Genomic DNA, 25,172 nt, shown 5'->3' with positions numbered 1-25,172 from the left:
CCGGGGCAGCCGCGGAGCCCACGAAACCCCCTACTCCACGTCCCGAGAAGGCGAACAGCCATGAGCATCACGCAGCAGTACCTCCTCGACACCTACCGCGCCCGCAAGCTCGGCGAGCCGGACCCGCCCGCGCCCGGGGCCGAAGACTGGCAGGTCGTGCGCGAGGTGGGCGACCACCGGCAGTTGCGTGCGGTCCTCGCCGGACGTCCGGCCCACGGGCGGATACGCCAGGCCCTGGGCCGGTGGCTGCATCTGCGGCCGCGCTCTACCTGCTGACCGCCCCCGCGCCGTCGGCTTCCGCCTTGCCGGCCTCCTCTTCGAGCCGGGACACGAACTCGGCGACCGCAGCCTTCACGTCGTCGGCCGTCCACTCCAGGCCCGCGGCCCGGACGGACACCTCGGTGAACGCCAGGCCCGGGCCCTTCGGGTCCCAGGCGTCCGTGAACAGGAGGGTGCCCGTCTCCTCGCCGTGCCGGACGGCGGCCTCCGCGAGCACGTCGGGGTCGTACGGCAGCCAGACCTGGAACTCGTTGGTGTGCGGCACCTCGGGGTGGACGCGCATCCAGGGCACCCCGGCCGCCGCGAACCCCTCGCGCAGCGCATCGGCCACCACGCGGGCGTGGGCGACGTACTCGGGCAGCCGGGGCAGCTCACGCTCCAGCCCCGCGAGGGCCGACAGCACCGTCGGGAACTGCTGGAAGATCTGGCCGCCGTACCGGTGCCGCCAGGTCTTCGCCTCCTCGATGAGGCTCTTCGGGCCCGCGAGCGCGGCGCCGCCGAAGCCGTCCAGGGACTTGTAGAACGACACATACACGCTGTCCGCGAGGTCCGCGATCTCGTCCAGGGGACGGCCGAAGTGGACGGTGGACTCCCACAGGCGTGCGCCGTCGAAGTGCACGACGGCGTCCCTTTCGCGGGCGGCCGCCACGACCTCGGTGAGTTCCTCCCAGGACGGCAGCACGAAACCGGCGTCCCTGAGGGGCAGTTCGAGCATCAGCGCCCCGAAGGGCTCCTCGAAGTCACGTACCTCGTCGGCGGTCGGCAGCTGGGGCCCGCCCGCCACCCGTACCGGACGCAACCCGCTGACCTGGCTGAACGCGTTCCGCTCGTGCACCTCGGGGTGGGCCAGTGCGTGCAGGGCGACGGTGGGGCTGCCGCTGCGGCCCGCCCAGCAGCGCAGCGCCACCTGCTGCGCCATGGTGCCCGTCGGGAAGAACGCGGCGGCCTCCTTGCCGAGCAGCCCCGCGACCTTCTCCTCCAGGGCCTCGACGACGCCGTTGCCGTAGATGTCCGCCGGCTCGTCCAGGTCGTACAGGTCCTGCACGCCGTCCAGCAGCGTCAGACGCTCCCGGAGCGTGCCCAGGAATCCGGGGCGCGCGAGGACGCGCTCAGCGCTCCGGTACACGCCGATGCGCCGCTTACGGCGTCGCTTGCGCCGCTCTTCGTCTGTTATCTGGTCTTCGTCCGATGTCGGGTCGGAGTGCCGCTCGACCTGCTGCGCCGCATCGCTCATGCCCCGGATCATGCCTGGCGCGGGTACGGGCGGGCACGTGGATTTCCACAGGCTTTCCCGTGCGCCGGCGCCGTGGCGTAACCCACAGCCTGTGGACAACCGGACGTCCTTCGAACCGATCGCGTTAACATGACGAGAAATCGTCCGGTACCCGGAGCGGACTGGAACGGGAAGGCCGCCGTCGCGTGAGTACAAGCCAACAGCCAGACCCCAGGGACCGTCCCGCGCGGCTCACGGTGGGCGTCGTCGGCGCCGGTCGTGTGGGCCCCGCGCTGGCCGCGTCCCTGCAGCTCGCCGGGCACCGCCCGGTAGCCGTCTCCGGAGTCTCCGACGCCTCCAGGAGGCGCGCCGCGCAGCTGCTGCCCGACGTGCCGCTGGTGCCGCCCGCCGAGGTTCTGGAGCGCGCCGACCTGGTCCTGCTGACCGTCCCGGACGACACCCTGCCCGGCCTGGTGGAGGGGCTCGCCGAGACCGGTGCCGTACGGCCGGGGCAGCTGCTCGTGCACACCTCCGGGCGGTACGGCGCCAAGGTCCTGGACCCCGCCCTGCGCGTGGGCGCGCTGCCGCTGGCCCTGCACCCGGCGATGACCTTCACCGGCACCCCCGTGGACGTCCAGCGCCTCGCCGGGTGCTCCTTCGGGGTCACGGCGCCCGAGGAGCTGCGGCTGGCCGCCGAGGCGCTCGTGATCGAGATGGGCGGCGAACCGGAGTGGCTGGCCGAGGAGATGCGCCCGCTGTACCACGCGGCGCTCGCGCTTGGCGCGAACCACCTGGTCACGCTGGTCGCCCAGTCCATGGAGCTGCTGCGCGAGGCGGGCGTCGCGGCCCCCGACCGGATGCTCGGCCCGCTGCTCGGCGCCGCCCTCGACAACGCCCTGCGCTCCGGCGACGCGGCCCTGACCGGACCCGTCGCGCGCGGGGACGCCGGCACGGTCGCCGCGCACGTCGCGGAGCTGCGCAAGCACGCCCCGCAGACCGTCGCCGGCTATCTGGCGATGGCCCGCGCGACCGCCGACCGCGCGCTCGCCCACGGGTTGCTGAAGCCGGAGCTCGCCGAGGACCTCCTCGGGGTACTCGCCACCGGGACCAACGGCGCCGAGGGGGACGCCCGATGACCACCACCCTGCTGCGCACCGCCGACGAACTGCACGCACGCACGCGTACCGGTCGCCGGGCCGTGGTGATGACCATGGGCGCCCTGCACGAGGGCCACGCCACGCTGATCCGCACCGCGCGCGGGCTCGCCGGACCGGACGGCGAGGTCGTGGTCACCGTCTTCGTGAACCCCCTGCAGTTCGGCGCGGGCGAGGACCTCGACCGCTACCCGCGCACCCTGGACGCCGATCTCGAGCTCGCCGGACGGTCCGGCGCGGACGTGGTGTTCGCGCCCTCGGTGGACGAGGTCTACCCGGGGGGCGAGCCCCAGGTCCGCATCACCGCGGGCCCCATGGGGGCGCTTCTGGAGGGCGCCTCGCGCCCCGGTCACTTCGACGGCGTGCTCACCGTCGTCGCCAAGCTGCTGCACCTCACGCGCCCCGACCTCGCCCTGTACGGCCAGAAGGACGCCCAGCAGCTCGCGCTGATCCGCCGCATGGTGCGGGACCTGAACTTCGGCGTCGAGATCGTCGGCGTGCCCACCGTGCGCGAGGAGGACGGCCTCGCCCTCTCCAGCCGCAACCGCTACCTCTCGCCCGAGCAGCGGCGCACGGCCCTCAGCCTCTCCCGGGCGCTGTTCGCGGGCAGCGACCGGCACGCGGCCCAGGAGGCGCTGCGCGCACGGGCCCGCGAAGTGCCCGCCACGCACGCGCGTGCCGAGGCGCTCAGTGCCATAGGGGAGTCCCGCGCGGCCGCCGACGCGCACGCCGTCGCGAAGGCGCTCCCGGGCGCCCCGACGGCCGTCCGCGCGGCCGCCCGGCTGATCCTCGACGACGCGGCGCGGCTGTCGCCGCCGCTCGAACTGGACTACCTGGCCCTCGTCGACCCCTCGGACTTCACCGAGATCGACGACGACTTCACCGGCGAGGCCGTCCTCGCCGTCGCCGCCCGGGTCGGGACGACCCGGCTGATCGACAACATCCCACTCGTATTCGGAACCCCCGGAGCCGCCTCGTGACCAGCACAGGCATACGACTGCACGCGCCCGCCCCAGGATGGTCCATCGCCGCGGACGTCGTGGTCGTCGGATCCGGCGTGGCCGGCCTCACCGCCGCCCTGCGCTGCGAGGCCGCCGGCCTGAAGACGGTCGTGGTCACCAAGGCCCGCCTCGACGACGGCTCCACCCGCTGGGCGCAGGGCGGCATCGCCGCTGCCCTCGGCGAGGGCGACACCCCCGAACAGCACCTGGACGACACCCTGGTGGCGGGCGCCGGCCTGTGCGACGAGACCGCCGTACGCATCCTCGTCACCGAGGGCCCGGACGCCGTGCGCCGCCTCATCGCGACCGGCGCCCACTTCGACGAGTCCGAAGAGGGCGATCTGCAGCTCACCCGCGAGGGCGGTCACCACCGCCGCCGCATCGCGCACGCGGGTGGCGACGCGACCGGCGCGGAGGTCTCCCGGGCGCTCGTCGAGGCCGTGCACGCGCGTGGGCTGCGCACGATCGAGAACGCGCTGGTGCTGGACCTGCTCACCGACGCGGAGGGCCGTACGGCGGGCGTGAGCCTGCACGTCATGGGCGAGGGCCAGCACGACGGCGTGGGGGCCGTGCACGCCCCCGCGGTCGTCCTCGCGACCGGCGGCATGGGCCAGGTGTTCTCCGCGACCACCAACCCCCCGGTGTCCACCGGCGACGGCGTGGCGCTCGCCCTGCGCGCCGGCGCGGAGGTCTCCGACCTGGAGTTCGTGCAGTTCCACCCGACCGTGCTGTTCCTGGGCCCCGACGCCGAGGGCCAGCAGCCCCTGGTCTCCGAGGCCGTGCGGGGCGAAGGCGCTCACCTGGTCGACGCCGACGGCGTGCGCTTCATGCTGGGGCAGCACGAACTGGCCGAGCTGGCACCCCGGGACATCGTCGCCAAGGGCATCCTGCGCCGCATGCAGGAGCAGGACGCCGAGCACATGTTCCTGGACGCCCGGCACTTCGGCGCCGACATGTGGGAGCACCGCTTCCCGACGATCCTCGCCGCCTGCCGCGCCCACGGCATCGACCCGGTCACCGACCCCATCCCGATCGCCCCGGCGGCCCACCACGCCTCCGGCGGCGTCCGCACGGACTCCCACGGCCGCACGACCGTCCCCGGCCTGTACGCGTGCGGAGAGGTCGCCTGCACCGGCGTGCACGGCGCCAACCGCCTCGCCTCCAACTCGCTCCTCGAAGGCCTCGTCTACGCCGAGCGCATCGCGGAGGACATCGCCGCCGCCCGCCCGGAGAACGGCCTCCACGCGCGCGTGCCCGAACCCGTTGAGCTCCCCGAGGTGCCCGCGCACCCTCTCCTCGCCCCCGAGGACCGTTTCGCGATCCAGCGGATCATGACGGACGGCGCGGGCGTCCTGCGCTCGGGGGACTCCCTCGCCAAGGCCGCCGAACAGCTCCAGCAGCTGCACACCGAGGCCCGCGACGCCCTCGACGAGAACGGCAAGACGTCCGAGCCCGGCGTCGACACCTGGGAGGCCACCAACCTCCTGTGCGTGGCCCGCGTCCTGGTCGCCGCCGCCCTGCTGCGCGAGGAGACGCGCGGCTGCCACTGGCGCGAGGACCGCGCCGAGCGCGACGACACCGCATGGCGTCGCCACATCGTCGTACGGCTGAATCCCGACCGGACGCTGGCCGTACACACCACGGACACCCCAGACTTCCCCCCGACCCGGCAGCAGCACCGTCCCCAGGAGCAGTGACCAAAGTGAGCACCCCCGACCTTCCCCTCGCCTCGTCCGGAGGCTGCGGCGACGGCTGTGCCTGCGGCGCGGACACCGACGCCGAGGCCGCAGAATACGCAGTGTGCGGGCTGGACCCCGCACTCGCGCAGCTGCTGGCCGACGCCGGACTCGACCCCGTGGAGGTCGAGGACATCGCCAATGTCGCCATCCAGGAGGACCTGGACCACGGTGTGGACGTGACGACCGTCGCGACCATCCCCGAGGAAGCCGTCGCCACCGCCGACTTCACCGCGCGCGAGGCGGGTGTCGTGGCGGGCCTCAGGGTTGCCGAGGCGGTGCTCTCGGTGGTCTGCACGGACGAGTTCGAGGTCGAGCGGCACGTCGAGGACGGCGACCGGGTGGCGGCCGGGCAGAAGCTCCTGTCGGTCACCACGCGCACGCGTGACCTGCTCACCGCCGAGCGCAGCGCGCTCAACGTCCTGTGCCGTCTGTCGGGCATCGCGACCGCCACGCGCGCGTGGGCGGACGTCCTCGAGGGCACGAAGGCACGCGTGCGTGACACCCGGAAGACGACCCCTGGTCTGCGCTCCCTGGAGAAGTACGCGGTCCGCTGCGGCGGCGGCGTCAACCACCGCATGTCGCTGTCGGACGCGGCACTGGTCAAGGACAACCACGTCGTCGCCGCGGGCGGGGTCGCACAGGCCTTCAACGCCGTACGGGAGGCCTTCCCGGACGTCCCGATCGAGGTCGAGGTCGACACGCTGCACCAGCTGCGCGAGGTCGTCGACGCCGGCGCCGACCTGATCCTCCTGGACAACTTCACGCCCGGCGAGTGCGAGGAGGCGGTGGCGCTCGTGCACGGCCGCGCAGCCCTGGAGGCGTCGGGCCGGCTCACCCTGGAGAACGCGAAGGCGTACGCCGACACCGGCGTCGACTACCTCGCCGTAGGAGCCCTGACCCACTCCTCGCCGATCCTCGACATCGGTCTCGACCTGCGAGCGGCGGAGTAGGTACCGGCCATGCTGCTGACGATCGACGTAGGGAACACGCACACCGTCCTGGGCCTCTTCGACGGGGACGACATCGTCGAGCACTGGCGCATCTCCACCGACGCGCGCCGCACGGCGGACGAACTGGCGGTGCTGCTGCAGGGCCTCATGGGCATGCACCCGCTGCTCGGCGACGAACTGGGCGACGGCATCGACGGCATCGCGATCTGCGCGACCGTGCCCTCCGTGCTGCACGAGCTGCGTGAGGTGACGCGCAGGTACTACGGCGACGTGCCCGCGGTGCTGGTGGAGCCGGGCGTGAAGACGGGCGTGCCGATCCTGACCGACAACCCCAAGGAGGTCGGCGCCGACCGCATCATCAACGCGGTGGCCGCCGTCGAGCTGTACGGCGGCCCGGCGATCGTCGTGGACTTCGGTACGGCCACGACGTTCGACGCGGTCTCCGCGCGCGGGGAGTACATCGGCGGCGTCATCGCGCCCGGTATCGAGATCTCCGTCGAGGCACTCGGCGTCCGGGGCGCACAGCTGCGGAAGATCGAGGTGGCCCGGCCGCGGAGCGTGATCGGCAAGAACACGGTCGAGGCGATGCAGTCCGGGATCATCTACGGGTTCGCCGGCCAGGTCGACGGGGTCGTGACCCGGATGGCCCGGGAGCTGGCGGAGGACCCGGACGACGTGACGGTCATCGCGACCGGCGGCCTGGCACCGATGGTGCTGGGCGAGTCCTCGGTGATCGACGAGCACGAGCCGTGGCTGACCCTGGTCGGACTGCGCCTGGTGTACGAGCGGAACGTGGCGCGCATGTGAGGCCGGTCCCGCGGCGCAACCGGGTGGCTCGGTCACGCCACACCCATCCCCATTTAGTGAAATATGTCGAATTTGTCTGATTAGCGCGTATCGTCGCCGCATGCCCACGCCATACGGATCACGCGGCGGCATGGCGTTCGGCGTGGAGGAGCTGCGTGTGCTCCGCCGCGCCCTCGCCCTCGCCCTTCAGCCAGGCCCCACTCCTGCCGGGGACGTCCAGGACTGCCTCCGTCTCGCCGAGTCGCTCGACGAGGCGATGCGCGAGGGCGCCAGACTGCGTGCCTTCCTGGTGGCCGACCTGGCGCGCTACCGCGCCGCCCTGCCCGCAGCCACCGCCGACTACCTCGTCCTCCTCGAAGAGGCGCTGGGGGCCGGGTACCGCCCGGACCCCGACGACCTCGCCGCCCTGCGGGCGTTGCGCGGCAACCCGGCCGCCTCCGTGCTCCTGGGGCGCTGCCGGATGCTCGCCGAGCAGGACGTACGCGCCCGCCTCGCGCGCGATCCGGCCCGCTCGGCAGCCCCGACCGTCCCTGCCGCCCGCAACCGCCTCACGGCCCTTCAGTGCGGCCGCAAGGGCACCGAGGGGCACCTCGGGACGGACGTCGACCGGGACCCCGCCAGGAAGCCCGAGAAGAAGCCCGCCGAGAAGCCGGCGGCCCCCAAGCCGGCCCCTGCTCCCGCCGCCCCGAAACCGGCCCGTCCCATCCCCACCCCGGGCGAGGTCTTCCCCCGCCGCAAACCGGCCCCGCCGTCCGGCTCCAACCCGCCCCGGCATCTCGCCGCCGGCTGACCGGGCCCGAACCGTCGAAACCATCCCAACCCCGCCCCGTCCACCCCGCCACCCCGTGGCTACCCTGGAGGCATGGACTACGTCTCCGCGCTTGTGCCCCCGGTCGTCATGGCCGTGTTCTTCATCGGCGTGATCAGGGTGATCGTGAAGACCCAGGGCGGGGCCAACAAGGCCAAGGAGGACGCGGCCGTCGACGCCGCCATCGCGCGCACGGAAGGGGCCCGGCAGGGCCCCGTCAAGACCGACGGCTGAGTCCTTCCCGGGCGGCGCCCCCTCGGCGTACGGCTCCCGCGCATGCTCGCGCCTTCGAGTCGTACGCCCTTTTTGTTCCTGTATGACGGTGAAAGTGCCCGTCCGGGGCGCCAATGGGGAGTTCTCCCACTATTGTGCTGAGGTGTGCCTCGCCCATTGGGAGAACTCGAAGACGCGGTCATGACGCGGGTGTGGAAGTGGAACCGCCCGGTGACCGTTCGAGAAGTCCTGGAAGACCTTCAGCAGGAACGGTCCATCGCGTACACCACGGTGATGACCGTTTTGGACAATCTCCATCAGAAGGGCTGGGTGCGCCGGGAGGCGGAAGGCCGGGCCTATCGATATGAGGCCGTCTCCACCAGGGCCGCCTACGCGGCCGCTCTGATGAACGACGCCTGGTCGCAGAGCGACAACCCCGCCGCCGCTCTCGTCGCCTTCTTCGGGATGATGAGCGATGAACAGCGACGGGCCCTCAGTGACGCCGTACGCATCGTCCAGGGGCCGGAAACACCCGAAGTGGCCCCGGATACCGGCAGCGATACCACCGGCGAGAACCCCGGGGCGGCACGGGAGGACGGCGGGCGATAGCGTCCGCTCATGTCAGCGATGAGTCCCGAAGGTCCCGAAGGCCCCGAAGTCAGCGCTAAAGCCATCACTGTCCGGCGGGCCCGCACCAGCGATGTCACGGCCGTGCGCCGTCTCCTTGACGCCTACGTACGCGGCCGCATCCTGCTCGACAAAGCGACGGTCACCCTTTACGAGGACATCCAGGAGTTCTGGGTCGCCGAACGGGACGACAACGCCGAGGTGGTCGGCTGCGGTGCGCTGCATGTGATGTGGGAAGACCTCGCGGAAGTCCGCACTCTTGCGGTCAAGCCCGGCCTGAAGGGCGCCGGTGTCGGGCACCAGTTGCTGGAGAAGTTGCTGCACACCGCGCGCTGGCTGGGCGTTCGTCGCGTTTTCTGTCTGACCTTCGAAGTGGACTTCTTCGCCAAGCACGGCTTCGTCGAGATCGGGGAGACACCCGTCGACACCGATGTCTACGCGGAGCTACTGCGTTCCTATGACGAAGGCGTAGCAGAGTTCTTGGGTCTCGAACGGGTGAAACCGAACACCTTGGGCAACAGCCGGATGCTTCTGCATCTGTGATCGCCGATCACCGAGACGTATTCCGCCCGCCCATGCCCTGGTTCCCTATGTCCGAAACGCGTATGTTTCCGGACCGAGTGGGTCTCTGCCGGGGAGTCCGCCCGCACTGGGTCTCGCGCTCGCTCTCTCGCTCAGTCTCTCGATCGGTCTCTCCAAGGGGTTTGTGTTTTTCCGGCAAAAGCGGTTTGCTTTCCGACGTACTGCAGTACTGCATATAACAGGGGACGGCGAAACGGCGGACGCCGCAGGCCCCCGGCCCTCAAGTTATGGATGAAAGGAAATCCGGTGGCACAGAAGGTTCAGGTCCTTCTTGTCGACGACATCGACGGCGGCGAGGCGGACGAGACCGTCACGTTCGCGTTGGACGGCAAGACTTACGAGATCGATCTCACGACCGCCAATGCGGACAAGCTCCGCGGCCTTCTCGAGCCTTACGTGAAGGGTGGTCGTCGTACCGGAGGCCGCGCTTCGGGAGGACGCGGAAAGGCGCGTGCCGCTTCCGGTGGCAGCCAGGACACCGCGCAGATCCGCGCCTGGGCGAAGGAGAACGGTTACGAGGTCAACGACCGCGGCCGCGTCCCGGCGTCCATCCGCGAGGCCTACGAGAAGGCCAACGCCTGATCGGTGGCCTACGGCAGGGCCAACGGCTGGGCGCACGCGCGCCGCAGCCGCAGTCGGTGGCAGTGTGTTGCCACCGTGTCCACAAGTCGCACGAGATCGGGGGCGCCCCCACCGCCCCTCACAGCCGACAGCGTCGGCAGCGAGGCCTCGACCGCGCACCCCGGCTCGGGGGGCCGCAGCCATACGGCGGCCCCCTGCACGCCCGAGCGGCCCATCGGCCGTGCACCCGTCGGCTGCGTCCCGGGCGGCAGCGGCGCGTCCATGACGCAGCCCCTGCCGAGTGCCTTCAGGTCGGGCGTCAGCGCCCCCCACTCCAGCCAGTCCAGCAGCCCCGGCAGTTCTTCCGCGCTGCCCGCCGCCACCAGCAGCCGCATCCGGCCCCCCTGTACGGCCACCGGAGACTGCGGCGCGAGATGGCGCAGGCCCGCCCGGCCCGCCTCGGCCGGGACGTCCAGGACGTCGAAGCGGTCGCCCACGCGGAGCCGTATCGGAGACATGGGGCTTCCCGCGCGCGGGGGCACTGTCGCCCAGCCCAGTTCGTTCTCGTAGAACCGGCTGACCCGATCGCCCGGGTCGAGCGGACGGCGGGGGAGCGGGACCGTGGAGAGGCTGCCAACCATGCCAAGGGCAACCGCCCGAAGAGCGTGCAAGTTACGCTGGGTGTTCTGTCAGATGCGCAGAGTGCCGAAAAAAGGGGGCGTGCGGGGGTGCGGGGTAGCGCAAGGTTGTTCGCCCATAGCGGAGGGAACCGGTGCGCGCGGCATGGAGTGTCAGTCCCAGCGGGTAAGACATCCCTAGTGGGAGGGGGCGACACGCAGGCAAGGTGGTCTCACGTTCGCCATCGGCGTACTGATGGTGAGGGTAACCACCTGGCCTGCGGGAACATCGTCTCGCACCATCGGGTTGGAGCAGATGTCGGCGTCACGGGTCAGGAGGCCATCGACGGTGTCGGCAGTTGGAATGAGCGGTCCCCGCTTGCGGGACTAAGCTGCGGAAGGACAGGGAGGGGAAGTTCCCCCCACTGCCTGACCGCTCTGAGGAGCGATTAACGATGTTCGAGAGGTTCACCGACCGCGCGCGGCGGGTTGTCGTCCTGGCTCAGGAAGAAGCCCGGATGCTCAACCACAACTACATCGGCACCGAGCACATCCTCCTGGGCCTGATCCACGAGGGTGAGGGTGTCGCCGCCAAGGCCCTTGAGAGCCTCGGGATTTCGCTCGAGGCGGTCCGCCAGCAGGTGGAGGAGATCATCGGCCAGGGCCAGCAGGCCCCGTCCGGGCACATCCCGTTCACCCCCCGTGCCAAGAAGGTCCTGGAGCTGTCGCTCCGCGAGGCCCTTCAGCTGGGCCACAACTACATCGGCACGGAGCACATCCTGCTCGGCCTGATCCGTGAGGGCGAGGGCGTCGCCGCCCAGGTCCTGGTCAAGCTGGGCGCAGATCTCAACCGGGTGCGGCAGCAGGTCATCCAGCTGCTCTCCGGTTACCAGGGCAAGGAGACCGCCGCCGCCGGCGGGCCTGCCGAGGGCACCCCCTCGACGTCCCTGGTCCTCGACCAGTTCGGCCGGAACCTCACCCAGGCCGCTCGTGAGTCCAAGCTCGACCCGGTCATCGGGCGCGAGAAGGAGATCGAGCGGGTCATGCAGGTGCTGTCCCGCCGGACCAAGAACAACCCGGTCCTGATCGGTGAGCCCGGCGTCGGAAAGACCGCCGTCGTCGAGGGTCTCGCCCAGGCCATCGTCAAGGGCGAGGTGCCCGAGACCCTCAAGGACAAGCACCTCTACACCCTGGACCTCGGCGCGCTGGTCGCCGGCTCCCGCTACCGCGGTGACTTCGAGGAGCGCCTGAAGAAGGTGCTCAAGGAGATCCGCACCCGCGGCGACATCATCCTGTTCATCGACGAGCTGCACACGCTGGTTGGTGCGGGTGCCGCGGAGGGCGCCATCGACGCCGCTTCGATCCTGAAGCCGATGCTGGCCCGCGGTGAGCTGCAGACCATCGGTGCGACCACGCTGGACGAGTACCGCAAGCACCTGGAGAAGGACGCGGCCCTCGAGCGCCGCTTCCAGCCGATCCAGGTCGCCGAGCCGTCCCTGCCGCACACGATCGAGATCCTCAAGGGTCTGCGCGACCGGTACGAGGCCCACCACCGCGTCTCCATCACCGACGAGGCGCTGGTCCAGGCGGCCACCCTGGCCGACCGCTACATCTCGGACCGCTTCCTGCCGGACAAGGCGATCGACCTGATCGACGAGGCCGGTTCCCGGATGCGCATCCGCCGGATGACGGCTCCGCCGGACCTGCGCGAGTTCGACGAGAAGATCGCGGGCGTGCGCCGCGACAAGGAGTCCGCGATCGACTCGCAGGACTTCGAGAAGGCCGCTTCCCTGCGCGACAAGGAGAAGCAGCTCCTTGCCGCCAAGGCCAAGCGGGAGAAGGAGTGGAAGGCCGGCGACATGGACGTCGTCGCCGAGGTCGACGGCGAGCTGATCGCCGAGGTCCTCGCGACCGCCACCGGCATCCCGGTCTTCAAGCTGACCGAGGAGGAGTCCTCGCGCCTGCTGCGCATGGAGGACGAGCTCCACAAGCGGGTCATCGGCCAGATCGACGCCGTCAAGGCGCTGTCGAAGGCGATCCGTCGTACGCGCGCGGGCCTCAAGGACCCGAAGCGTCCCGGTGGTTCGTTCATCTTCGCCGGCCCGTCCGGTGTCGGTAAGACCGAACTCTCCAAGGCCCTCGCGGAGTTCCTCTTCGGTGACGAGGACGCGCTGATCTCCCTCGACATGTCGGAGTTCAGCGAGAAGCACACGGTGTCGCGTCTGTTCGGTTCGCCCCCCGGATACGTGGGCTACGAAGAGGGCGGCCAGCTGACCGAGAAGGTCCGCCGCAAGCCGTTCTCCGTCGTCCTCTTCGACGAGGTCGAGAAGGCCCACCCGGACATCTTCAACTCGCTGCTGCAGATCCTGGAGGACGGTCGTCTGACCGACTCCCAGGGCCGGGTCGTGGACTTCAAGAACACGGTCATCATCATGACGACCAACCTCGGCACCCGGGACATCTCCAAGGGCTTCAACCTGGGCTTTGCGGCCCAGGGTGACACCAAGTCCAACTACGAGCGCATGAAGAACAAGGTCTCGGACGAGCTCAAGCAGCACTTCCGCCCCGAGTTCCTCAACCGCGTCGACGACGTGGTCGTCTTCCCGCAGCTGACCCAGGCCGACATCCTCGCGATCGTCGACCTGATGATCAGCAAGGTGGACGAGCGCCTCAAGGACCGGGACATGGGCATCGAGCTCTCCCAGTCCAGCAAGGAGCTGCTGTCCAAGAAGGGTTACGACCCGGTGCTGGGTGCGCGGCCGCTGCGCCGCACCATCCAGCGCGAGATCGAGGACACGCTCTCCGAGAAGATCCTCTTCGGTGAGCTGCGCCCCGGTCACATTGTGGTCGTGGACACCGAGGGCGAGGGCGACAGCCAGACCTTCACCTTCCGCGGCGAGGAGAAGTCGGCGCTGCCCGACGTTCCGCCGATCGAGCAGGCGGCCGGCGGTGCCGGGCCGAACCTGAGCAAGGAGGCGTAGGCCGCACGGCGACGCCAGAAGGGGCCGGTGCTTTCGAGCACCGGCCCCTTCGTCATGTCTGCCTGCGGTTACGACAACTGCCCGTTGTAGTCCGGGAGTTTGAAGGTCTTGTCGGCGTGGCCACCCGAGAGGTCGGTGGCGCTGTTGCCGATGTTCGCGATGATGTCGTAGCCCTTGTTCTCGATGTCGACGCGCTGGGCGGTCTTGTAGGCGGCGACATCCTTGAACAGATCGGAGAAGCCGCGGACGTACAGGCCGGAGACGTCGTAGCCGTCGTGTTCGAGGTTCCACTCGGTGGGCTCTTCGATGATGCCCGGGCGGGCCGTGACGAAGAACAGCGAGACGCCGTGCTCCTGGGCGTACTGGGCGACGTTCAGGACGGGCTTGTTGGCCGGCTGCGGGAAGCTGAAGCCGAAGTCCGTCTCCAGTGTGGTGTTGTCGATGTCGAAGACGATCGCCTGCTTCTCGCCCGGCTGGGCCGTGGCGATCCGCTCCTTCAGATAGGGCAGCGCCTGGTCCATCACCGTCTGGCAGTCCTTCTGCCAGGTCCCGTAGTCGACGCCTGAGGCGCTCGTCGCTGCGTTGGCGGGGGTGGCCAGGGCCACCAGGGCAGCTGCGGAGACTGCGGTGACCACTGCGCGGAGCGCCCAGGGGCGTCTGCTCGTCATGGTGGGGGGTCCTCTCACGTCCGTATGCCGTTGTCTTGTGCATGTTCGGCGCCGAGGGTGGCGTGAGGGGAACCGTAGGGTTACTGGGCGGTAAGTGGCCAGAGATGTGCGTCACATGACGGGTTGTTTTGCCGGAGGGTGGATCTTGCCGGGCGGTGACATGACGCACAGGCGATTCGGCCGGTACTAGGGCGGATAGTGGGCGGCTCGACGGGAGGAGAAGGAGTCGCCTTTCTGGAACCCCCAAAGGCGATTCTGCCGTCACGGACTGATTTGTCCGTTATTTGGGCTGTGTCAAGAAGAGGGAAGTTTTGGGATGAAGTACTAGCGCCCGTCGTACATCACATGTTTTGGGCTTGGCGGGTCTCGGGGTTACCAAGGGATGGTCCATCCGGCAGCCGCCTGTGCACCGGGTGGTTTTCCCTGCCCCCCGTCTTCCCGAGGTTTCCATGTCTACGCGTGTCACGTTCCGCTCTTCCCGCACGTCCCTGCTGCGCAGCCGCGCGGCCGTCCTGGCTGCCGGCCTCGGGATGTCGGTCGTGCTGGGGGCAGGGGTCGCGGCCGCCGCCGATGCCACCTCCGCGTCCAGTGCGGCGAGCGCCGTGAAGGCGCAGGCCGCCGCGCAGGCCAGGGCTGCCGCGAGCGCGAAGAAGGCCGCCCAGGCGGCCGCTGCCAAGAAGGCGGCCGCCGAGAAGGCCGCCAAGGCCGCTGCCGCCAGGAAGGCCGCCTCCTGGATGCACCCCGTGGAGAAGTACCGGCTGTCCGCGAGCTTCAACCAGGCCGGCGGCATGTGGCAGTCCACTCACAGCGGGCAGGACTTCGCGGTGCCGAGCGGCACGGACGTCGTCGCCGCGCACGGCGGCACCGTCGTCAAGGCCGGCGGCGACGGCGCCGGTGACGGGCCCGCGTACGGCAACGCCATCGTGATCAGGCACGGCAACGGGACCTACTCGCAGTACGCCCATCTGTCGCGGATCGACGTCAGGGTCGGCCAGGTCGTCGCCACCGGACAGCACATAGCCCGGTCCGGGAACACCGGTAACTCCAGCGGCCCGCACCTGCACTTCGAGATCCGTACGACCGCGAACTACGGGTCGGCCGTCGACCCGGTCGCGTTCCTGCGCGCCAAGGGTGTGACCGTCTGAGGCGTGCCGGCCGCCTAGGACGGGTGAGTGGCCTGATGCGCCCGGGTCACCAGGTCGGTGGCGACCTCGAGGACCGCCTTGCGCTTGTCCTCGGGGTCGGCCTCGATGTCGCCCAGCGCGAACATCCCGGCATGCAGCGTGAACATCGCGCTGACGCAGCGCACCTGGTCGATCAGCTCGGCGTCCGGGTCGATGAGGATGTCGCGCATGCCCATCATGCGGTTGCGGAAGGTCTCGCCGATGCGCAGTTCCTTGACCGTGCTCTGGTTCTCCTGCATGAAGCGGAAGAGCGGGGCCGCGCCGGCCAGGGTGTCGCTGTAACGGCGGATGATCTCGTGCTTGGTCTCCAGCGACTGCGGCTGTCGCCTGCCCCACTCGATCAGTTCCACGATCGGCTGGGAGAGGTCGTCGAAGATGCTGACGAGGATCTCTTCCTTCGTCTTGAAGTGGTAGTAGAGCGCTGCCTTGGTGACGTCGAGGCGCTCCGCGATCTCGCGCAGCGACGTCTTCTCGTAGCCCTGCTCGGCGAAGAGTTCGAGCGCCACGTCCTGAATGCGCTGGCGGGTGTCTCCGCGGCGCTGCTGCTTGGTGCCGTCCATGGTGCCGCCCATCCTCGCACTCCAGGGAAACTTACTTGACGCCCGGCTAGTTGCGGGGCTACCTTCCCAGTGTAGTCAACTAGCCGGGCGGCAAGTAAGTAGCCGGCCGGGGGGAGATGCTCAGGGGAGTGGGGACGATGGCGGACACACAGACGGCCGAGATCAAGCCGGACAAACAGCCGAAGAGCGTACGGGTCGTACTGCTCGCGCTCATGATCACCATGATGCTCGCGATGCTCGACAACATGATCGTGGGCACCGCGATGCCGACCATCGTGGGCGAGCTCGGGGGACTCGAGCATCTGTCCTGGGTGGTCACGGCGTACACACTGGCGACCGCGGCCTCCACCCCGATCTGGGGCAAGCTCGGCGACATGTACGGGCGCAAGGGCGCCTTCATGACGTCAATCGTGATCTTCCTGATCGGCTCCGCGCTCAGCGGCATGGCGCAGAACATGGGCGAGCTGATCGGTTTCCGTGCGATCCAGGGTCTTGGCGCGGGTGGTCTGATGGTCGGTGTCATGGCGATCATCGGTGACCTGATACCGCCGCGGGAACGCGGCAAGTACCAGGGCATGATGGCCGGCGTCATGGCGCTCGCGATGATCGGCGGCCCGCTGGTCGGCGGCACCATCACCGACAACTGGGGCTGGCGCTGGTCGTTCTACATCAACCTGCCGCTCGGCGTGGTGTCGCTCGGTCTGATCAGCGCCGTGCTGCATCTGCCGAAGAAGCGGGCCAAGGCGGGTATCGACTACCTCGGTGTCGCGCTGCTGACCATCGGCATCACCTCGATCGTGCTGGTCACCACCTGGGGCGGTACGCAGTACGCGTGGACGTCCGCGCGGATCATGGAGCTCATCGGGATCGGCGTCGCCGCCCTCATCGGGTTCGTGTTCTGGCAGACGAAGGCCGCGGAGCCGATCGTGCCGCTGCACATCTTCCGCAGCCGTAACTTCACGCTGATGTCACTCATCGGCTTCATCACCGGGTTCGTGATGTTCGGTGCGACCCTGTACCTGCCGCTGTACCAGCAGTCCGTGCAGGGTGCGTCCGCGACCAACTCCGGGTTGCTGCTGCTGCCGATGCTCGGCGCGATGCTGGTCACCTCGATGGTGGCGGGGCGGGTGACCACCAACACGGGTCGCTACAAGGTCTTCCCGGTCGTCGGCAGCGTCCTGATGACCGTCGGGCTCTATCTGCTGTCCACGATGGACACCGGCACCTCGCGGTTCACCTCCGGTGTGTTCATGGCGGTCGTGGGGCTGGGCATGGGCTGCCTGATGCAGATCACCATGCTGGTGGCGCAGAACAGCGTGGAGATGAAGGACATGGGTGTCGCGTCCTCCTCCACCACCCTGTTCCGTACGCTCGGTTCGTCCTTCGGCGTAGCGATCATGGGTGCGCTGTTCAACAACCGGGTCCAGCACGTCATGGCGGAGCGGGCCGGGGGGCTGGGAGCGAAGATCACCGAGAAGTCGGCGGCGCTGGACGCCAAGAGCCTGGCGAAGCTGCCGGCCGTGGTGCGGGAGGCGTACCAGCACGCGGTGTCCGCGGGCACGCACTCCGCCTTCCTGCTGGGGTCCGCGGTGGCCGTGTTCGCGCTGTTGGCGGCGGTCTTCGTGAAGGAAGTCGCGCTGCGGGGGACCGGGCCGGCTGCGCCCAAGTCCGGCGACGAGGCGGTGGCGCAGGCGCCGATCGTCGAGGCAGTCTGACCCGCGAGTGAGCTGAAGGCCCCCCGGCCGGTGTCCGCCCCGGGGGGCCTTCGCCTTGCCTCCTCGCCCCCGCCGCCCCCGCCTGCCCCATCCCCAGGCGCTCCGCCCGTTCGACCCCGGCGGGGCTCCGCCCCTGCACGTCGGCGGGAACTGCGTTCCCTGCACCCGTCAGGGCTCTGTCGCCGCACTCTGGTGGGGGTTTGTCCTGGCGGTCGCGAATCGCGGGCCAGCCCCTGCGTCTTCGGGGGGCTGCGTTTCGTGAACCTCTCGGGCTCTGCCCCCGCACTTCGGCGGGGTGTGTTCTGGCGGTCGTGATTCGGGGCCAGCCCCTATGTTTTCGTGAGGCTGCGTTTCGTGAACCCGTCGGGGCTCTGTCGCCGCACTTCGGCGGGGTGTGTCCTGGCGGTCGTGATTCGGGGCCAGCCCCTGCGTCTTCGCGGGACTGCGTCCCGTGAACCCCTCGGGCTCTGCCGTCGCACTCCGGTGGACTGTGCTCTCGCGGCCCCGGTTCGGGGGTCGGCCCGCGCGCGGCTCGTCGTCGCTCTCGCGCCGCGATTGACGCTGGTCACGACCTCCGGCGGCCCATCGAGGACTCGAAGCGGAGGAGCGCCCGCAGCTAGGGGTCGCGATGAAGGGCGCCCGAGCGGCCGGCACCCCTTCCTCAGGTCCTCGCCCTCCCCCGCACGGCCGGTTTCCGGGAGGCCCCGGAAACCGGCACTTCACCGGCCGGACGGACGGGCTGCGGCCGTCGAGAGAGGAGGAACTGCTGGTCGCCGCCACCTGACCCCGAAAGTCCTGCGTCCCCGAAATCCCTACGGCAGCAGCGGGTAACTGCCCGTATTTGTCGGCGCATGCTCCGGCAGCCACAGCACCGCCACCGCGCCCTCCGCCGGCACATGATCCGGTGCGCCCGCCGGGCGTACGTTGCGGAAGGTCAGGCGGGCACCCAGCACGCGGGCCTGACCGGCGGCGATCGTCAGGCCCAGGCCGTGGCCGTGGCCCGCCCGGTCCGCGCTGCCCGTGCGGAAACGGCTCGGGCCCTCGGCCAGGAGATCGGACGGGAAGCCGGGCCCGTGGTCGCGGACCCGGATGACCCGGCCTTCGACGGTGACCTGGATCGGCGGCTTGCCGTGCCTGGCGGCGTTGGCGAGCAGGTTGAACAGCACGCGCTCCAGACGGCGCGGATCCGTCGTGAGCATCGACTCGTGCACCACCCGCACCTCGACGGCCGGGTCCTTCGACGCCACCCGCCGGGTGACGAACTCGCCGAGCAGGATGTCCTGCAGCTCGGCCCGCTCGGAGGCGCTGTCGAGGCGGGCCACCTCCAGGACGTCCTCGACCAGGGTGCGCATGGCCTTCGCGCGGTCCAGGACCAGCTCCGTCGGGCGGCCCGGCGGGAGCAGTTCGGCCGCCGTCAGCAGGCCCGTCACCGGGGTGCGCAGCTCGTGCGCGATGTCCGCGGTGACCCGGCGCTCCGCCTCGAGGCGCTGCTGCAGGGTGTCCGCCATGGCGTCCACCGCGCGCGCCAGGTCGTCGGTCTCGTCCCGCACGACCCCGCCGATGGCGTCCCGCACCCGTACGTCCGACTCGCCCCTGGCGACCTGGTTCGCGGCGGCCGCCGCCTTGCGCAGCCGGCGCGAGAGCTGGCCGCCGATGAGCACGCCCAGCGCGCTGCCGCCGAGGACCACCGCGATGGAGCCGATCACCAGGGCCTGGTCGAGGTCCTTGAGGATGTTCGTGCTGCGGTCGGTGAACCCGGTGTGCAGCGACAGCACATGCCCGTCCTTGACCGGCACGGCGGCCCAGATGTCCGGGTGGCCGCCCGGCCGGTCGGTCACATACGTGGCACGCCGGCCCGCCTCGACCTTCTCCCGCAGCGCCGGAGGCAGCTGCGGGTCGTCGATCTTGATGTTGGGGAAGAGGGTGCGGCTGGGGATCTCGTAGTTGCGCTGCGCGATCTTGATGCGCTCGTCCGCGAGGTCGCGCGCGCTGTCCAGCATCGAGACCCGGGCCGCATTGTGCACGACCAGGCTCAGCGCGATCGCCACCAGCGCGCCGACCAGTGCGATGGCCGCGCTGAGTTTCCATCTGAGGCCCGTGCGCATGCCCGTACCGTCTGCGGCGTTCGCAGCGGCCGGGCTCCGGAAGATCCCCCGCATGTCCCTGGTGTCCCCGCTCAGGCCTTCAACTTGTAGCCGAAGCCGCGGACCGTCTCGATCCGGTCCTGGCCGATCTTCGTACGCAGTCGCTGCACGTGGACGTCCACCACGCGCGTGTCCCCGCCCCAGCCGTAGTCCCACACCCGCTCCAGCAGTTTGTCGCGCGACAGGACCGTGCCCGGCGCGGAGGAGAACTCCAACAGGAGCCGCATCTCGGTCGGCGTCAGCGCCACCGGCTGCCCGGCCCGGTGCACCTCCATGCCCTCGGTGTCGATCTCCAGATCGCCGAAGCTCAGCACCCCGCCCGCCACATCGGCGGGCTCCTCGTCCGCCCGGTCGCCGCCGCCGGCGTGCCCGAAGCGCCGCAGCACGGCCCGGATGCGCGCGACCAGTACGGCACCGTCGAACGGCTTGGTCACATAGTCGTCGGCGCCAGCCTCCAGGCCCAGGACGACGTCGATCGAGTCGGCCCGCGCGGACAGCATGATCACCGGCACGGTCGACTCGTCGCGGATACGGCGGCACAGGCTGACACCGTCCAGTCCGGGCACCATGACGTCGAGCAGCGCGATGTCGGGGCGGTTCGCCCGGAACGCCTCCAGGCCGGAGAGCCCGTCGGGCATCGCGGTGACCGCGAAGCCGTCCCGCTCCAGGGCGAGCTGGGTGGCCTCGCGGATGACGTCGTCGTCCTCGACGAACAGGACGTGGGTCTGGTCTGCCATCCCGCTGCTCTCAGTTCTCGTGTCGGTCGTGGCGTGCGCACTGCTGCCGGGTGATCGGTCCGGGCGGCCCGAACGGTTCACGAACGCGGCGACGCGTCGCCCCCGACGGCCTTGCTGTAGTCGTTGCGCGTGTTGTACCGCTTGACGAAGTGGCCCGATGCCCAGATGTACGTGGTCACGATCTCACCGGACGGACTCGACATCGGGTCATTCTTCTCGTACACCTGCTTCGTCACCACCAGGTCGCCGCGGTCTATCTCCGCGTAGACCGGGGGTTCCTCGGTCCGGAAGACATTCTCGTACCGACCGCCTTGTTCGCGGTACACATACGAGCCGACACCGACCGCGTCCCCGCAGGTCAGCACGTTCACCACGATGTCGTCCGAGTATCCGCCGGTCAGCTCGCCGTACGACACGTCGATCGGGTACTCGTCGGCGACGCACGGCTTGAGGCCGCGCTTGACCTCCGCCGAGACCATCGGGTCGTCCTTGACCAGCTTGACCGCGTCCACATGCGTGGTCTTCGAGGGGCTGGGTGTGGGTGAGGCGGCGGCGCCCATCACCGAGTCGGCGTGCGCCGGGCCCTCGTCACGGGCGCCGGTGCCGCCGGTACCGCAGGCGGAGACGAAAAGGGCGAGGGCGGCGAGCACGGCCATCGCCGTGTACGCCGCCTGCAAGGTCCCTCGGCCCGAGTCGGTCAGACCGCGCAACGCTCCTGCTCCCCACGCTCCAGCGCGCGTGCGTCCAGATCGCGGCTCTCCAGCTCCTCACGGAGCCGGGCGAGCGCCCGGTGCAGCGTGCTCTTGACCGTTCCGGCCGACATGCCCAGGGCCGCGGCCGTCTCCTCCGTCGACATCTGTTCCCAGTGTCGCAGGACCACGACGCTGCGCTGCTTGGGAGCCAGCACCTTCATGATGTCCATCAGCAGGGCACGGTCCGCGTGCTGCTCGGTGGAGTCGTCGACCGAGGCGTCCGGCAGCTGCTCGGTGGGGACCTCCTCCAGTTTCCGGGCCCGCCACCACTCGGTGCGCGTGTTGATCATCACCCGGCGCAGGTAGGCGTCCGCGAGCCGCTTGTCCGCGATGCCCTCCCAGCGGCCGTAGGTCCGCACCAGCGCAGTCTGGAGCAGGTCCTGCGCGTCCACGGGGTCCGGGACCAGCTGGCGGGCGCTGCGCAGCAGCGCGTCCTGCCGCGTGCGGACATACTCCTCGAACTCGAGCACCTCGCCCTGCGCCATGTCGAACCGCCTCCCGATCCCCGTTGCCCGCCGGCTTGATCGCCGTGGGCCTGTTCCGTAACAGCCCGCTTCTGCCGGGCACGCAAATGAAGCTACGGAGGTGTTGTCACGGCGCTGTCCGAGCCAACGCTCGGCTAGCAGTCGGCTGTACGTCGGTTGTGTAACGGACGTAGGAACGGGGTAAACAGCTTCACCAAATTGCGCCGCTTTGGGGTGATTTGACAGGGCGAGTGTATGTAATCCGGCGTGATGTTACGAGGGTTACGTCAACGGCAGCCGATACAAACCACCGGACAGCGGCTCCACGAGACCGTCCGCGACGAGCCCGTCGAGCGCCCGCGCGCGCTGCACCGGTTCGTGCCACACCCGGTCGAGGGCCGACTGCGGCACGGGCGCGTGGGCCTCCCGCAGTACGGCGAGCAGCTTGCCGCGCACCTGCCGGTCGGTCCCCGCGTACGTCTGGCCGCGCCGCGGCGGCCCCTCGTGCTCGGGCTTGCCCGCGAGCCGCCAGGCGCACTGCGCGGCGATCGGGCAGCGGTGGCAGGTCTCGTTCTTGGCGGTGCAGACGAGCGCACCCAGCTCCATGGAGGCGGCCGCCCACCGCGCCGCGGTCCGCTCGTCCTCGGGCAACAGTGCGCGGGCCAGCTTGCGTTCGGCGGCGGTGGTCGCGTTCGGCGGGTACTGGACGCCGGTGACGGCGCGCGCGAAGACCCGGCGGACGTTGGTGTCGAGCACCGCGTGTCGCTGCCCGTACGCGAAGGAGGCGACCGCCGCGGCCGTGTACTCGCCGATGCCGGGCAGCGCGAGGAGCTGGGCGTGGTCGGTCGGTACGTCCCCGCCGTGCCGTTCCGTTATGGCCACGGCGGCGCCGTGCAGTCGCAGGGCGCGGCGGGGGTAGCCGAGCCGGCCCCAGGCGCGGACGGCCTCGCCGGGTGCCTCGCGGGCCAGGTCGGCGGGGCGCGGCCAGCGGGCCAGCCACTGCTCGTAGACGGGCAGCACACGGCTGACCGGCGTCTGCTGCAGCATGAACTCGCTGACCATCACACCCCAGGGGCCGGCTTCCGGGAGCCGCCACGGCAGGTCGCGGGCGTGTTCGTCGAACCAGTCGATGACGGAGGCATGGAGGGTCTCGTGGTCCTCGCCGAGAGGGGAGCCGGCGAGGGTGCCGGCCGGGCCGTCGGCGGGGCTGCTGTGCGGGGGCTTCGTGGGCGCAGTCATGGCGTTTCCGATCCTGCCATGACGCCGGTCGGTTGGGCCGCCGTCTCGCGTGCGGTGCGTCGTGCGGACCGGAATGATGATCCGGAAAAGTTGACGAACCGGCGGCGGGTGGGGCCAGCGAAGCGCCCGATCTCTCGTACAGTTTGCGCCGTGGGATCTCTGCGCAATCCTGTCGGGCCGCTCCCCTCCTCCATCTACTGGCGCCGGAGGGCCGTACTCGTGTCTGTGGTTGCCTTGTTGGCGCTGCTGATCATGTGGATCGTCCTGTCGGGCGGTGGCGGCGGCAAGAAGGACGACGGGGCGAACGGCCACACCCCCGCGCCCACGATCACTGCGGGGCCGTCGAGTTCGGGTCCCGCGATCAGCCAAGCGCCGGGCGGGCGTGACGAGTCGAGCGGCGGGGGCTCCAGTGGGTCGGATTCCGGGGGCAGTTCGGGGTCCGGCTCCGGTTCGGGCTCCGGGTCGGGGTCCGGGGGCTCCGGCGGGTCGGCCGGCGGCGGTACGGCCGGAGCCGGCTCCGGTATCGGGGTCGGACGGGGCGACACGATTCCGGCGAGTTCCTCCATCCCCAACTGCACCACGAGCGCAGTGACGTTGACGGTGCGGAGCCTCCACAACACGTACTCGCCCGGTCAGACGCCGACTCTGCTGCTGACCGCGACGAACACCTCGGGCCTCGACTGCAAGATCGACCTCGGGCCGAAGAGCGCGGTGCTGACGATCACCGAGGCGGGCAGCGACAACAACTACTGGTCGTCCGCCGACTGCCCCCAGGGCCCGGGCAGCCTGGTGTTCCGGGTGCCCAACCGCAGCAGCATCACTTACACCGTGAAGTGGGACCGCAAGCCGAGCGCTCCCCAGTGCGCGACGCCTCCGGCGGGGTCTGCGGGAGCCGGTACGTATCTGGTGGAGGCGGGGGCGCCGGGGTTCGCCAAGTCGAAGATCTCATTCATGCTCAAGGACGACTGAGTCCGATACAGCCCCGCGCCCCTTTGGGGCGCGGGCCTTCTCCGACCTGTTTAGACGTAACGCTCCAGGATCGACGACTCCGCCAGCCTGGACAGGCCCTCTCGTACGCTGCGGGCGCGGGCCTCGCCCACGCCGTCGACCGTCTGGAGGTCGTCGACGCTTGCGGCGAGCAGTTTCTGCAGGCCTCCGAAGTGCTCCACGAGACGGTCGATGATGGCGCCCGGGAGGCGCGGCACCTTGGCCAGGAGGCGGAAGCCTCGGGGCGAGACCGCCGAGTCGAGTGCCTCCGGTGAGCCCGTGTAGCCCAGCGCCCTTGCCACCGTGGGCAGTTCGAGGAGCTCGGCATGGGTGAGGGCGTCCAGCTCGTAGAGGGCCTCGTCGACCGTGCGGGAACGCTTGGCGGTGGGCTCGGGGACGTAGTCCCGGACGACCAGCTCGCGCTCGGGCTCCACGCCCGCGATCAACTCGTCGAGCTGGAGGGCGAGGAGACGCCCGTCGGTGCCCAGTTCGACCACGTATTCGGCGATTTCGGTGGCGATGCGGCGCACCATCTCCAGGCGCTGGGCGACCGCCGACACATCGCGGACCGTCACCAGGTCCTCGATCTCGAGCGCGGACAGTGTGCCCGCGACCTCGTCCAGGCGGAGCTTGTAGCGCTCCAGGGTCGCGAGGGCCTGGTTGGCGCGGGACAGGATGGCCGCGGAGTCCTCCAGGACGCGGCGCTGACCGTCCACGTACAGGGCGATCAGGCGCATCGACTGGGAGACGGAGACGACCGGGAAGCCGACCTGCTTGGAGACCCGGTCCGCCGTACGGTGCCGGGTGCCCGTCTCCTCGGTCGGGATCGTCGCGTCGGGCACGAACTGGACGCCCGCCCGGAGGATCTTCGACAGGTCGGAGGAGAGCACGATGCCGCCGTCGAGCTTGCACAGCTCGCGCAGGCGGGTGGCCGTGAACTCGACGTCCAGCACGAAACCGCCGGTGCACATGGTTTCGACGGTCCTGTCGAAGCCGAGCACGATGAGACCGCCCGTGTTGCCGCGGAGTACCCGCTCGAGCCCGTCGCGCAGGGCCGTGCCGGGAGCCACGGCGCTCAGTGAGGCGCGCATCAGGCCATCGGCACCGGAACTCCCGCCGGACTTTCCGGGAGCTGCCGCCCGGTCGTTGGCTGCCACTGCACTCCTCCGGTCGCAGGTTCTGGGGCGCCC

25 protein-coding genes are annotated in these 25,172 nt (G+C 70.2%); 15 read left to right on the top strand and 10 right to left on the bottom strand.

The genetic code is table 11. From position 1 onward, the window contains the following. Positions 1-60 precede the first annotated feature (60 nt). Positions 61-276: a hypothetical protein gene (locus tag AB0N07_RS03440; RefSeq protein WP_365831618.1), complete on the top strand. Its 216-nt coding sequence runs from the start codon at positions 61-63 to the stop codon at positions 274-276. Here the strand turns inward: AB0N07_RS03440 and AB0N07_RS03435 are convergent. Continuing rightward, complete coding sequence (locus tag AB0N07_RS03435; RefSeq protein ID WP_365831616.1) at positions 266-1,513, bottom strand: beta-eliminating lyase-related protein; 1,248 nt, start codon at positions 1,511-1,513, stop codon at positions 266-268. The two genes, AB0N07_RS03440 and AB0N07_RS03435, sit on opposite strands and share 11 nt — an antisense overlap. Before the next feature lie 185 nt (positions 1,514-1,698). Here AB0N07_RS03435 and AB0N07_RS03430 point away from each other — a divergent pair, with 185 nt between their 5' ends. From AB0N07_RS03430 to AB0N07_RS03385, 10 genes are all read left to right on the top strand, one after another. After that, positions 1,699-2,628 (top strand): DUF2520 domain-containing protein, encoded by a 930-nt coding sequence (locus AB0N07_RS03430; RefSeq protein ID WP_365831614.1) that lies wholly within the window; start codon positions 1,699-1,701, stop codon positions 2,626-2,628. Further along, the gene (panC, locus tag AB0N07_RS03425) at positions 2,625-3,626 is read left to right on the top strand and encodes a pantoate--beta-alanine ligase (RefSeq protein WP_365831612.1); all 1,002 of its coding nucleotides are present in this window, start codon (positions 2,625-2,627) and stop codon (positions 3,624-3,626) included. The genes AB0N07_RS03430 and panC overlap by 4 nt, the downstream gene beginning before the upstream one ends. Beyond that, positions 3,623-5,344 carry an L-aspartate oxidase gene (locus tag AB0N07_RS03420; protein ID WP_365831610.1) on the top strand — a complete coding sequence of 574 codons (1,722 nt, stop codon included), beginning with the start codon at positions 3,623-3,625 and terminating at the stop codon, positions 5,342-5,344. Before panC ends, AB0N07_RS03420 begins: the two co-directional genes overlap by 4 nt. A gap of 5 nt (positions 5,345-5,349) precedes the next feature. Next, entirely contained in the window at positions 5,350-6,336 is a 987-nt protein-coding gene (nadC, locus tag AB0N07_RS03415; RefSeq protein WP_365831608.1) for a carboxylating nicotinate-nucleotide diphosphorylase, read from the top strand. 9 nt (positions 6,337-6,345) lie between these two features. Further along, the gene (locus tag AB0N07_RS03410; RefSeq protein ID WP_365831606.1) at positions 6,346-7,143 is read left to right on the top strand and encodes a type III pantothenate kinase; all 798 of its coding nucleotides are present in this window, start codon (positions 6,346-6,348) and stop codon (positions 7,141-7,143) included. A gap of 130 nt (positions 7,144-7,273) precedes the next feature. After that, the gene (locus tag AB0N07_RS03405; RefSeq protein WP_365831828.1) at positions 7,274-7,933 is read left to right on the top strand and encodes a hypothetical protein; all 660 of its coding nucleotides are present in this window, start codon (positions 7,274-7,276) and stop codon (positions 7,931-7,933) included. 72 nt (positions 7,934-8,005) lie between these two features. Beyond that, positions 8,006-8,185 (top strand): hypothetical protein, encoded by a 180-nt coding sequence (locus AB0N07_RS03400; protein ID WP_365831604.1) that lies wholly within the window; start codon positions 8,006-8,008, stop codon positions 8,183-8,185. 156 nt (positions 8,186-8,341) lie between these two features. After that, complete coding sequence (locus AB0N07_RS03395; RefSeq protein ID WP_365831602.1) at positions 8,342-8,773, top strand: BlaI/MecI/CopY family transcriptional regulator; 432 nt, start codon at positions 8,342-8,344, stop codon at positions 8,771-8,773. A gap of 9 nt (positions 8,774-8,782) precedes the next feature. Continuing rightward, complete coding sequence (locus AB0N07_RS03390; RefSeq protein WP_365831600.1) at positions 8,783-9,334, top strand: amino-acid N-acetyltransferase; 552 nt, start codon at positions 8,783-8,785, stop codon at positions 9,332-9,334. A gap of 285 nt (positions 9,335-9,619) precedes the next feature. After that, positions 9,620-9,955, top strand: coding sequence for an Lsr2 family protein (locus AB0N07_RS03385; protein WP_030942666.1), 336 nt, complete (start codon positions 9,620-9,622; stop codon positions 9,953-9,955). Between the two features lie 8 nt (positions 9,956-9,963). Here the strand turns inward: AB0N07_RS03385 and AB0N07_RS03380 are convergent, their stop codons facing one another. After that, positions 9,964-10,575: an SCO3374 family protein gene (locus AB0N07_RS03380; protein WP_365831598.1), complete on the bottom strand. Its 612-nt coding sequence runs from the start codon at positions 10,573-10,575 to the stop codon at positions 9,964-9,966. A 431-nt stretch (positions 10,576-11,006) separates the two neighbouring features. Between AB0N07_RS03380 and AB0N07_RS03375 the strand changes: the two genes are divergently transcribed. Next, positions 11,007-13,532, top strand: coding sequence for an ATP-dependent Clp protease ATP-binding subunit (locus AB0N07_RS03375; RefSeq protein WP_365831596.1), 2,526 nt, complete (start codon positions 11,007-11,009; stop codon positions 13,530-13,532). Between the two features lie 68 nt (positions 13,533-13,600). Here AB0N07_RS03375 and AB0N07_RS03370 read toward each other — a convergent pair whose 3' ends face one another. Continuing rightward, the gene (locus AB0N07_RS03370) at positions 13,601-14,200 is read right to left on the bottom strand and encodes an HAD family acid phosphatase (protein WP_365831594.1); all 600 of its coding nucleotides are present in this window, start codon (positions 14,198-14,200) and stop codon (positions 13,601-13,603) included. Between the two features lie 449 nt (positions 14,201-14,649). On the opposite strand from AB0N07_RS03370, the gene AB0N07_RS03365 reads away from it, so the two are divergent. Continuing rightward, positions 14,650-15,345: a M23 family metallopeptidase gene (locus tag AB0N07_RS03365; RefSeq protein WP_365831592.1), complete on the top strand. Its 696-nt coding sequence runs from the start codon at positions 14,650-14,652 to the stop codon at positions 15,343-15,345. 14 nt (positions 15,346-15,359) lie between these two features. Here AB0N07_RS03365 and AB0N07_RS03360 read toward each other — a convergent pair whose 3' ends face one another. Then, positions 15,360-15,956 (bottom strand): helix-turn-helix domain-containing protein, encoded by a 597-nt coding sequence (locus tag AB0N07_RS03360; RefSeq protein ID WP_365831590.1) that lies wholly within the window; start codon positions 15,954-15,956, stop codon positions 15,360-15,362. 125 nt (positions 15,957-16,081) lie between these two features. Here AB0N07_RS03360 and AB0N07_RS03355 point away from each other — a divergent pair, with 125 nt between their 5' ends. Continuing rightward, on the top strand, positions 16,082-17,659 hold the full coding sequence (locus AB0N07_RS03355) for an MDR family MFS transporter (RefSeq protein ID WP_365831588.1): 1,578 nt from the start codon (positions 16,082-16,084) through the stop codon (positions 17,657-17,659). 812 nt (positions 17,660-18,471) lie between these two features. On the opposite strand, the gene cseC is transcribed toward AB0N07_RS03355, so the two are convergent. From cseC to AB0N07_RS03330, 5 genes are all read right to left on the bottom strand, one after another. Continuing rightward, positions 18,472-19,818, bottom strand: a complete 1,347-nt coding sequence (gene cseC / locus AB0N07_RS03350; RefSeq protein ID WP_365831586.1) for a two-component system sensor histidine kinase CseC — start codon at positions 19,816-19,818, stop codon at positions 18,472-18,474. 17 nt (positions 19,819-19,835) lie between these two features. Further along, positions 19,836-20,540, bottom strand: coding sequence for a two-component system response regulator CseB (gene cseB / locus AB0N07_RS03345; RefSeq protein WP_365831584.1), 705 nt, complete (start codon positions 20,538-20,540; stop codon positions 19,836-19,838). Positions 20,541-20,617: 77 nt separating this feature from the next. Next, entirely contained in the window at positions 20,618-21,196 is a 579-nt protein-coding gene (locus AB0N07_RS03340; protein ID WP_365831826.1) for a hypothetical protein, read from the bottom strand. Between the two features lie 41 nt (positions 21,197-21,237). After that, entirely contained in the window at positions 21,238-21,777 is a 540-nt protein-coding gene (locus AB0N07_RS03335; RefSeq protein WP_365831582.1) for a SigE family RNA polymerase sigma factor, read from the bottom strand. A 261-nt stretch (positions 21,778-22,038) separates the two neighbouring features. Then, positions 22,039-22,995 (bottom strand): A/G-specific adenine glycosylase, encoded by a 957-nt coding sequence (locus AB0N07_RS03330; RefSeq protein WP_365831580.1) that lies wholly within the window; start codon positions 22,993-22,995, stop codon positions 22,039-22,041. A gap of 150 nt (positions 22,996-23,145) precedes the next feature. Between AB0N07_RS03330 and AB0N07_RS03325 the strand changes: the two genes are divergently transcribed. Beyond that, a complete protein-coding gene (locus AB0N07_RS03325) occupies positions 23,146-23,964 on the top strand; it encodes a hypothetical protein (RefSeq protein ID WP_365831578.1) in 819 nt (272 codons plus the stop codon). A gap of 50 nt (positions 23,965-24,014) precedes the next feature. Here the strand turns inward: AB0N07_RS03325 and disA are convergent, their stop codons facing one another. Continuing rightward, positions 24,015-25,139 (bottom strand): DNA integrity scanning diadenylate cyclase DisA, encoded by a 1,125-nt coding sequence (disA, locus tag AB0N07_RS03320; RefSeq protein ID WP_365831576.1) that lies wholly within the window; start codon positions 25,137-25,139, stop codon positions 24,015-24,017. Between the last annotated feature and the right edge of the window lie 33 nt (positions 25,140-25,172).

Source organism: Streptomyces sp. NPDC051172 (assembly GCF_040682555.1).
GTDB lineage: Bacteria > Actinomycetota > Actinomycetes > Streptomycetales > Streptomycetaceae > Streptomyces.
This window is presented reverse-complemented; position numbering and strand designations above follow the sequence as displayed.

Excerpts from the sequence above, each read along its gene's own strand:
- AB0N07_RS03340 (WP_365831826.1), bottom strand. The coding sequence starts at position 21,196 with ATGGCCGTGCTCGCCGCCCTCGCCCTTTTCGTCTCCGCCTGCGGTACC.
- AB0N07_RS03380 (WP_365831598.1), bottom strand. The coding sequence starts at position 10,575 with ATGGTTGGCAGCCTCTCCACGGTCCCGCTCCCCCGCCGTCCGCTCGAC.
- AB0N07_RS03330 (WP_365831580.1), bottom strand. The coding sequence starts at position 22,995 with ATGACTGCGCCCACGAAGCCCCCGCACAGCAGCCCCGCCGACGGCCCG.
- panC (WP_365831612.1), top strand. The coding sequence starts at position 2,625 with ATGACCACCACCCTGCTGCGCACCGCCGACGAACTGCACGCACGCACG.
- AB0N07_RS03335 (WP_365831582.1), bottom strand. The coding sequence starts at position 21,777 with ATGGCGCAGGGCGAGGTGCTCGAGTTCGAGGAGTATGTCCGCACGCGG.
- cseC (WP_365831586.1), bottom strand. The coding sequence starts at position 19,818 with ATGCGGGGGATCTTCCGGAGCCCGGCCGCTGCGAACGCCGCAGACGGT.
- cseB (WP_365831584.1), bottom strand. The coding sequence starts at position 20,540 with ATGGCAGACCAGACCCACGTCCTGTTCGTCGAGGACGACGACGTCATC.
- AB0N07_RS03410 (WP_365831606.1), top strand. The coding sequence starts at position 6,346 with ATGCTGCTGACGATCGACGTAGGGAACACGCACACCGTCCTGGGCCTC.
- AB0N07_RS03390 (WP_365831600.1), top strand. The coding sequence starts at position 8,783 with ATGTCAGCGATGAGTCCCGAAGGTCCCGAAGGCCCCGAAGTCAGCGCT.
- AB0N07_RS03375 (WP_365831596.1), top strand. The coding sequence starts at position 11,007 with ATGTTCGAGAGGTTCACCGACCGCGCGCGGCGGGTTGTCGTCCTGGCT.
- AB0N07_RS03435 (WP_365831616.1), bottom strand. The coding sequence starts at position 1,513 with ATGAGCGATGCGGCGCAGCAGGTCGAGCGGCACTCCGACCCGACATCG.
- AB0N07_RS03405 (WP_365831828.1), top strand. The coding sequence starts at position 7,274 with ATGGCGTTCGGCGTGGAGGAGCTGCGTGTGCTCCGCCGCGCCCTCGCC.
- AB0N07_RS03355 (WP_365831588.1), top strand. The coding sequence starts at position 16,082 with ATGGCGGACACACAGACGGCCGAGATCAAGCCGGACAAACAGCCGAAG.
- AB0N07_RS03440 (WP_365831618.1), top strand. The coding sequence starts at position 61 with ATGAGCATCACGCAGCAGTACCTCCTCGACACCTACCGCGCCCGCAAG.
- AB0N07_RS03370 (WP_365831594.1), bottom strand. The coding sequence starts at position 14,200 with ATGACGAGCAGACGCCCCTGGGCGCTCCGCGCAGTGGTCACCGCAGTC.
- AB0N07_RS03365 (WP_365831592.1), top strand. The coding sequence starts at position 14,650 with ATGTCTACGCGTGTCACGTTCCGCTCTTCCCGCACGTCCCTGCTGCGC.
- AB0N07_RS03360 (WP_365831590.1), bottom strand. The coding sequence starts at position 15,956 with ATGGGCGGCACCATGGACGGCACCAAGCAGCAGCGCCGCGGAGACACC.
- AB0N07_RS03400 (WP_365831604.1), top strand. The coding sequence starts at position 8,006 with ATGGACTACGTCTCCGCGCTTGTGCCCCCGGTCGTCATGGCCGTGTTC.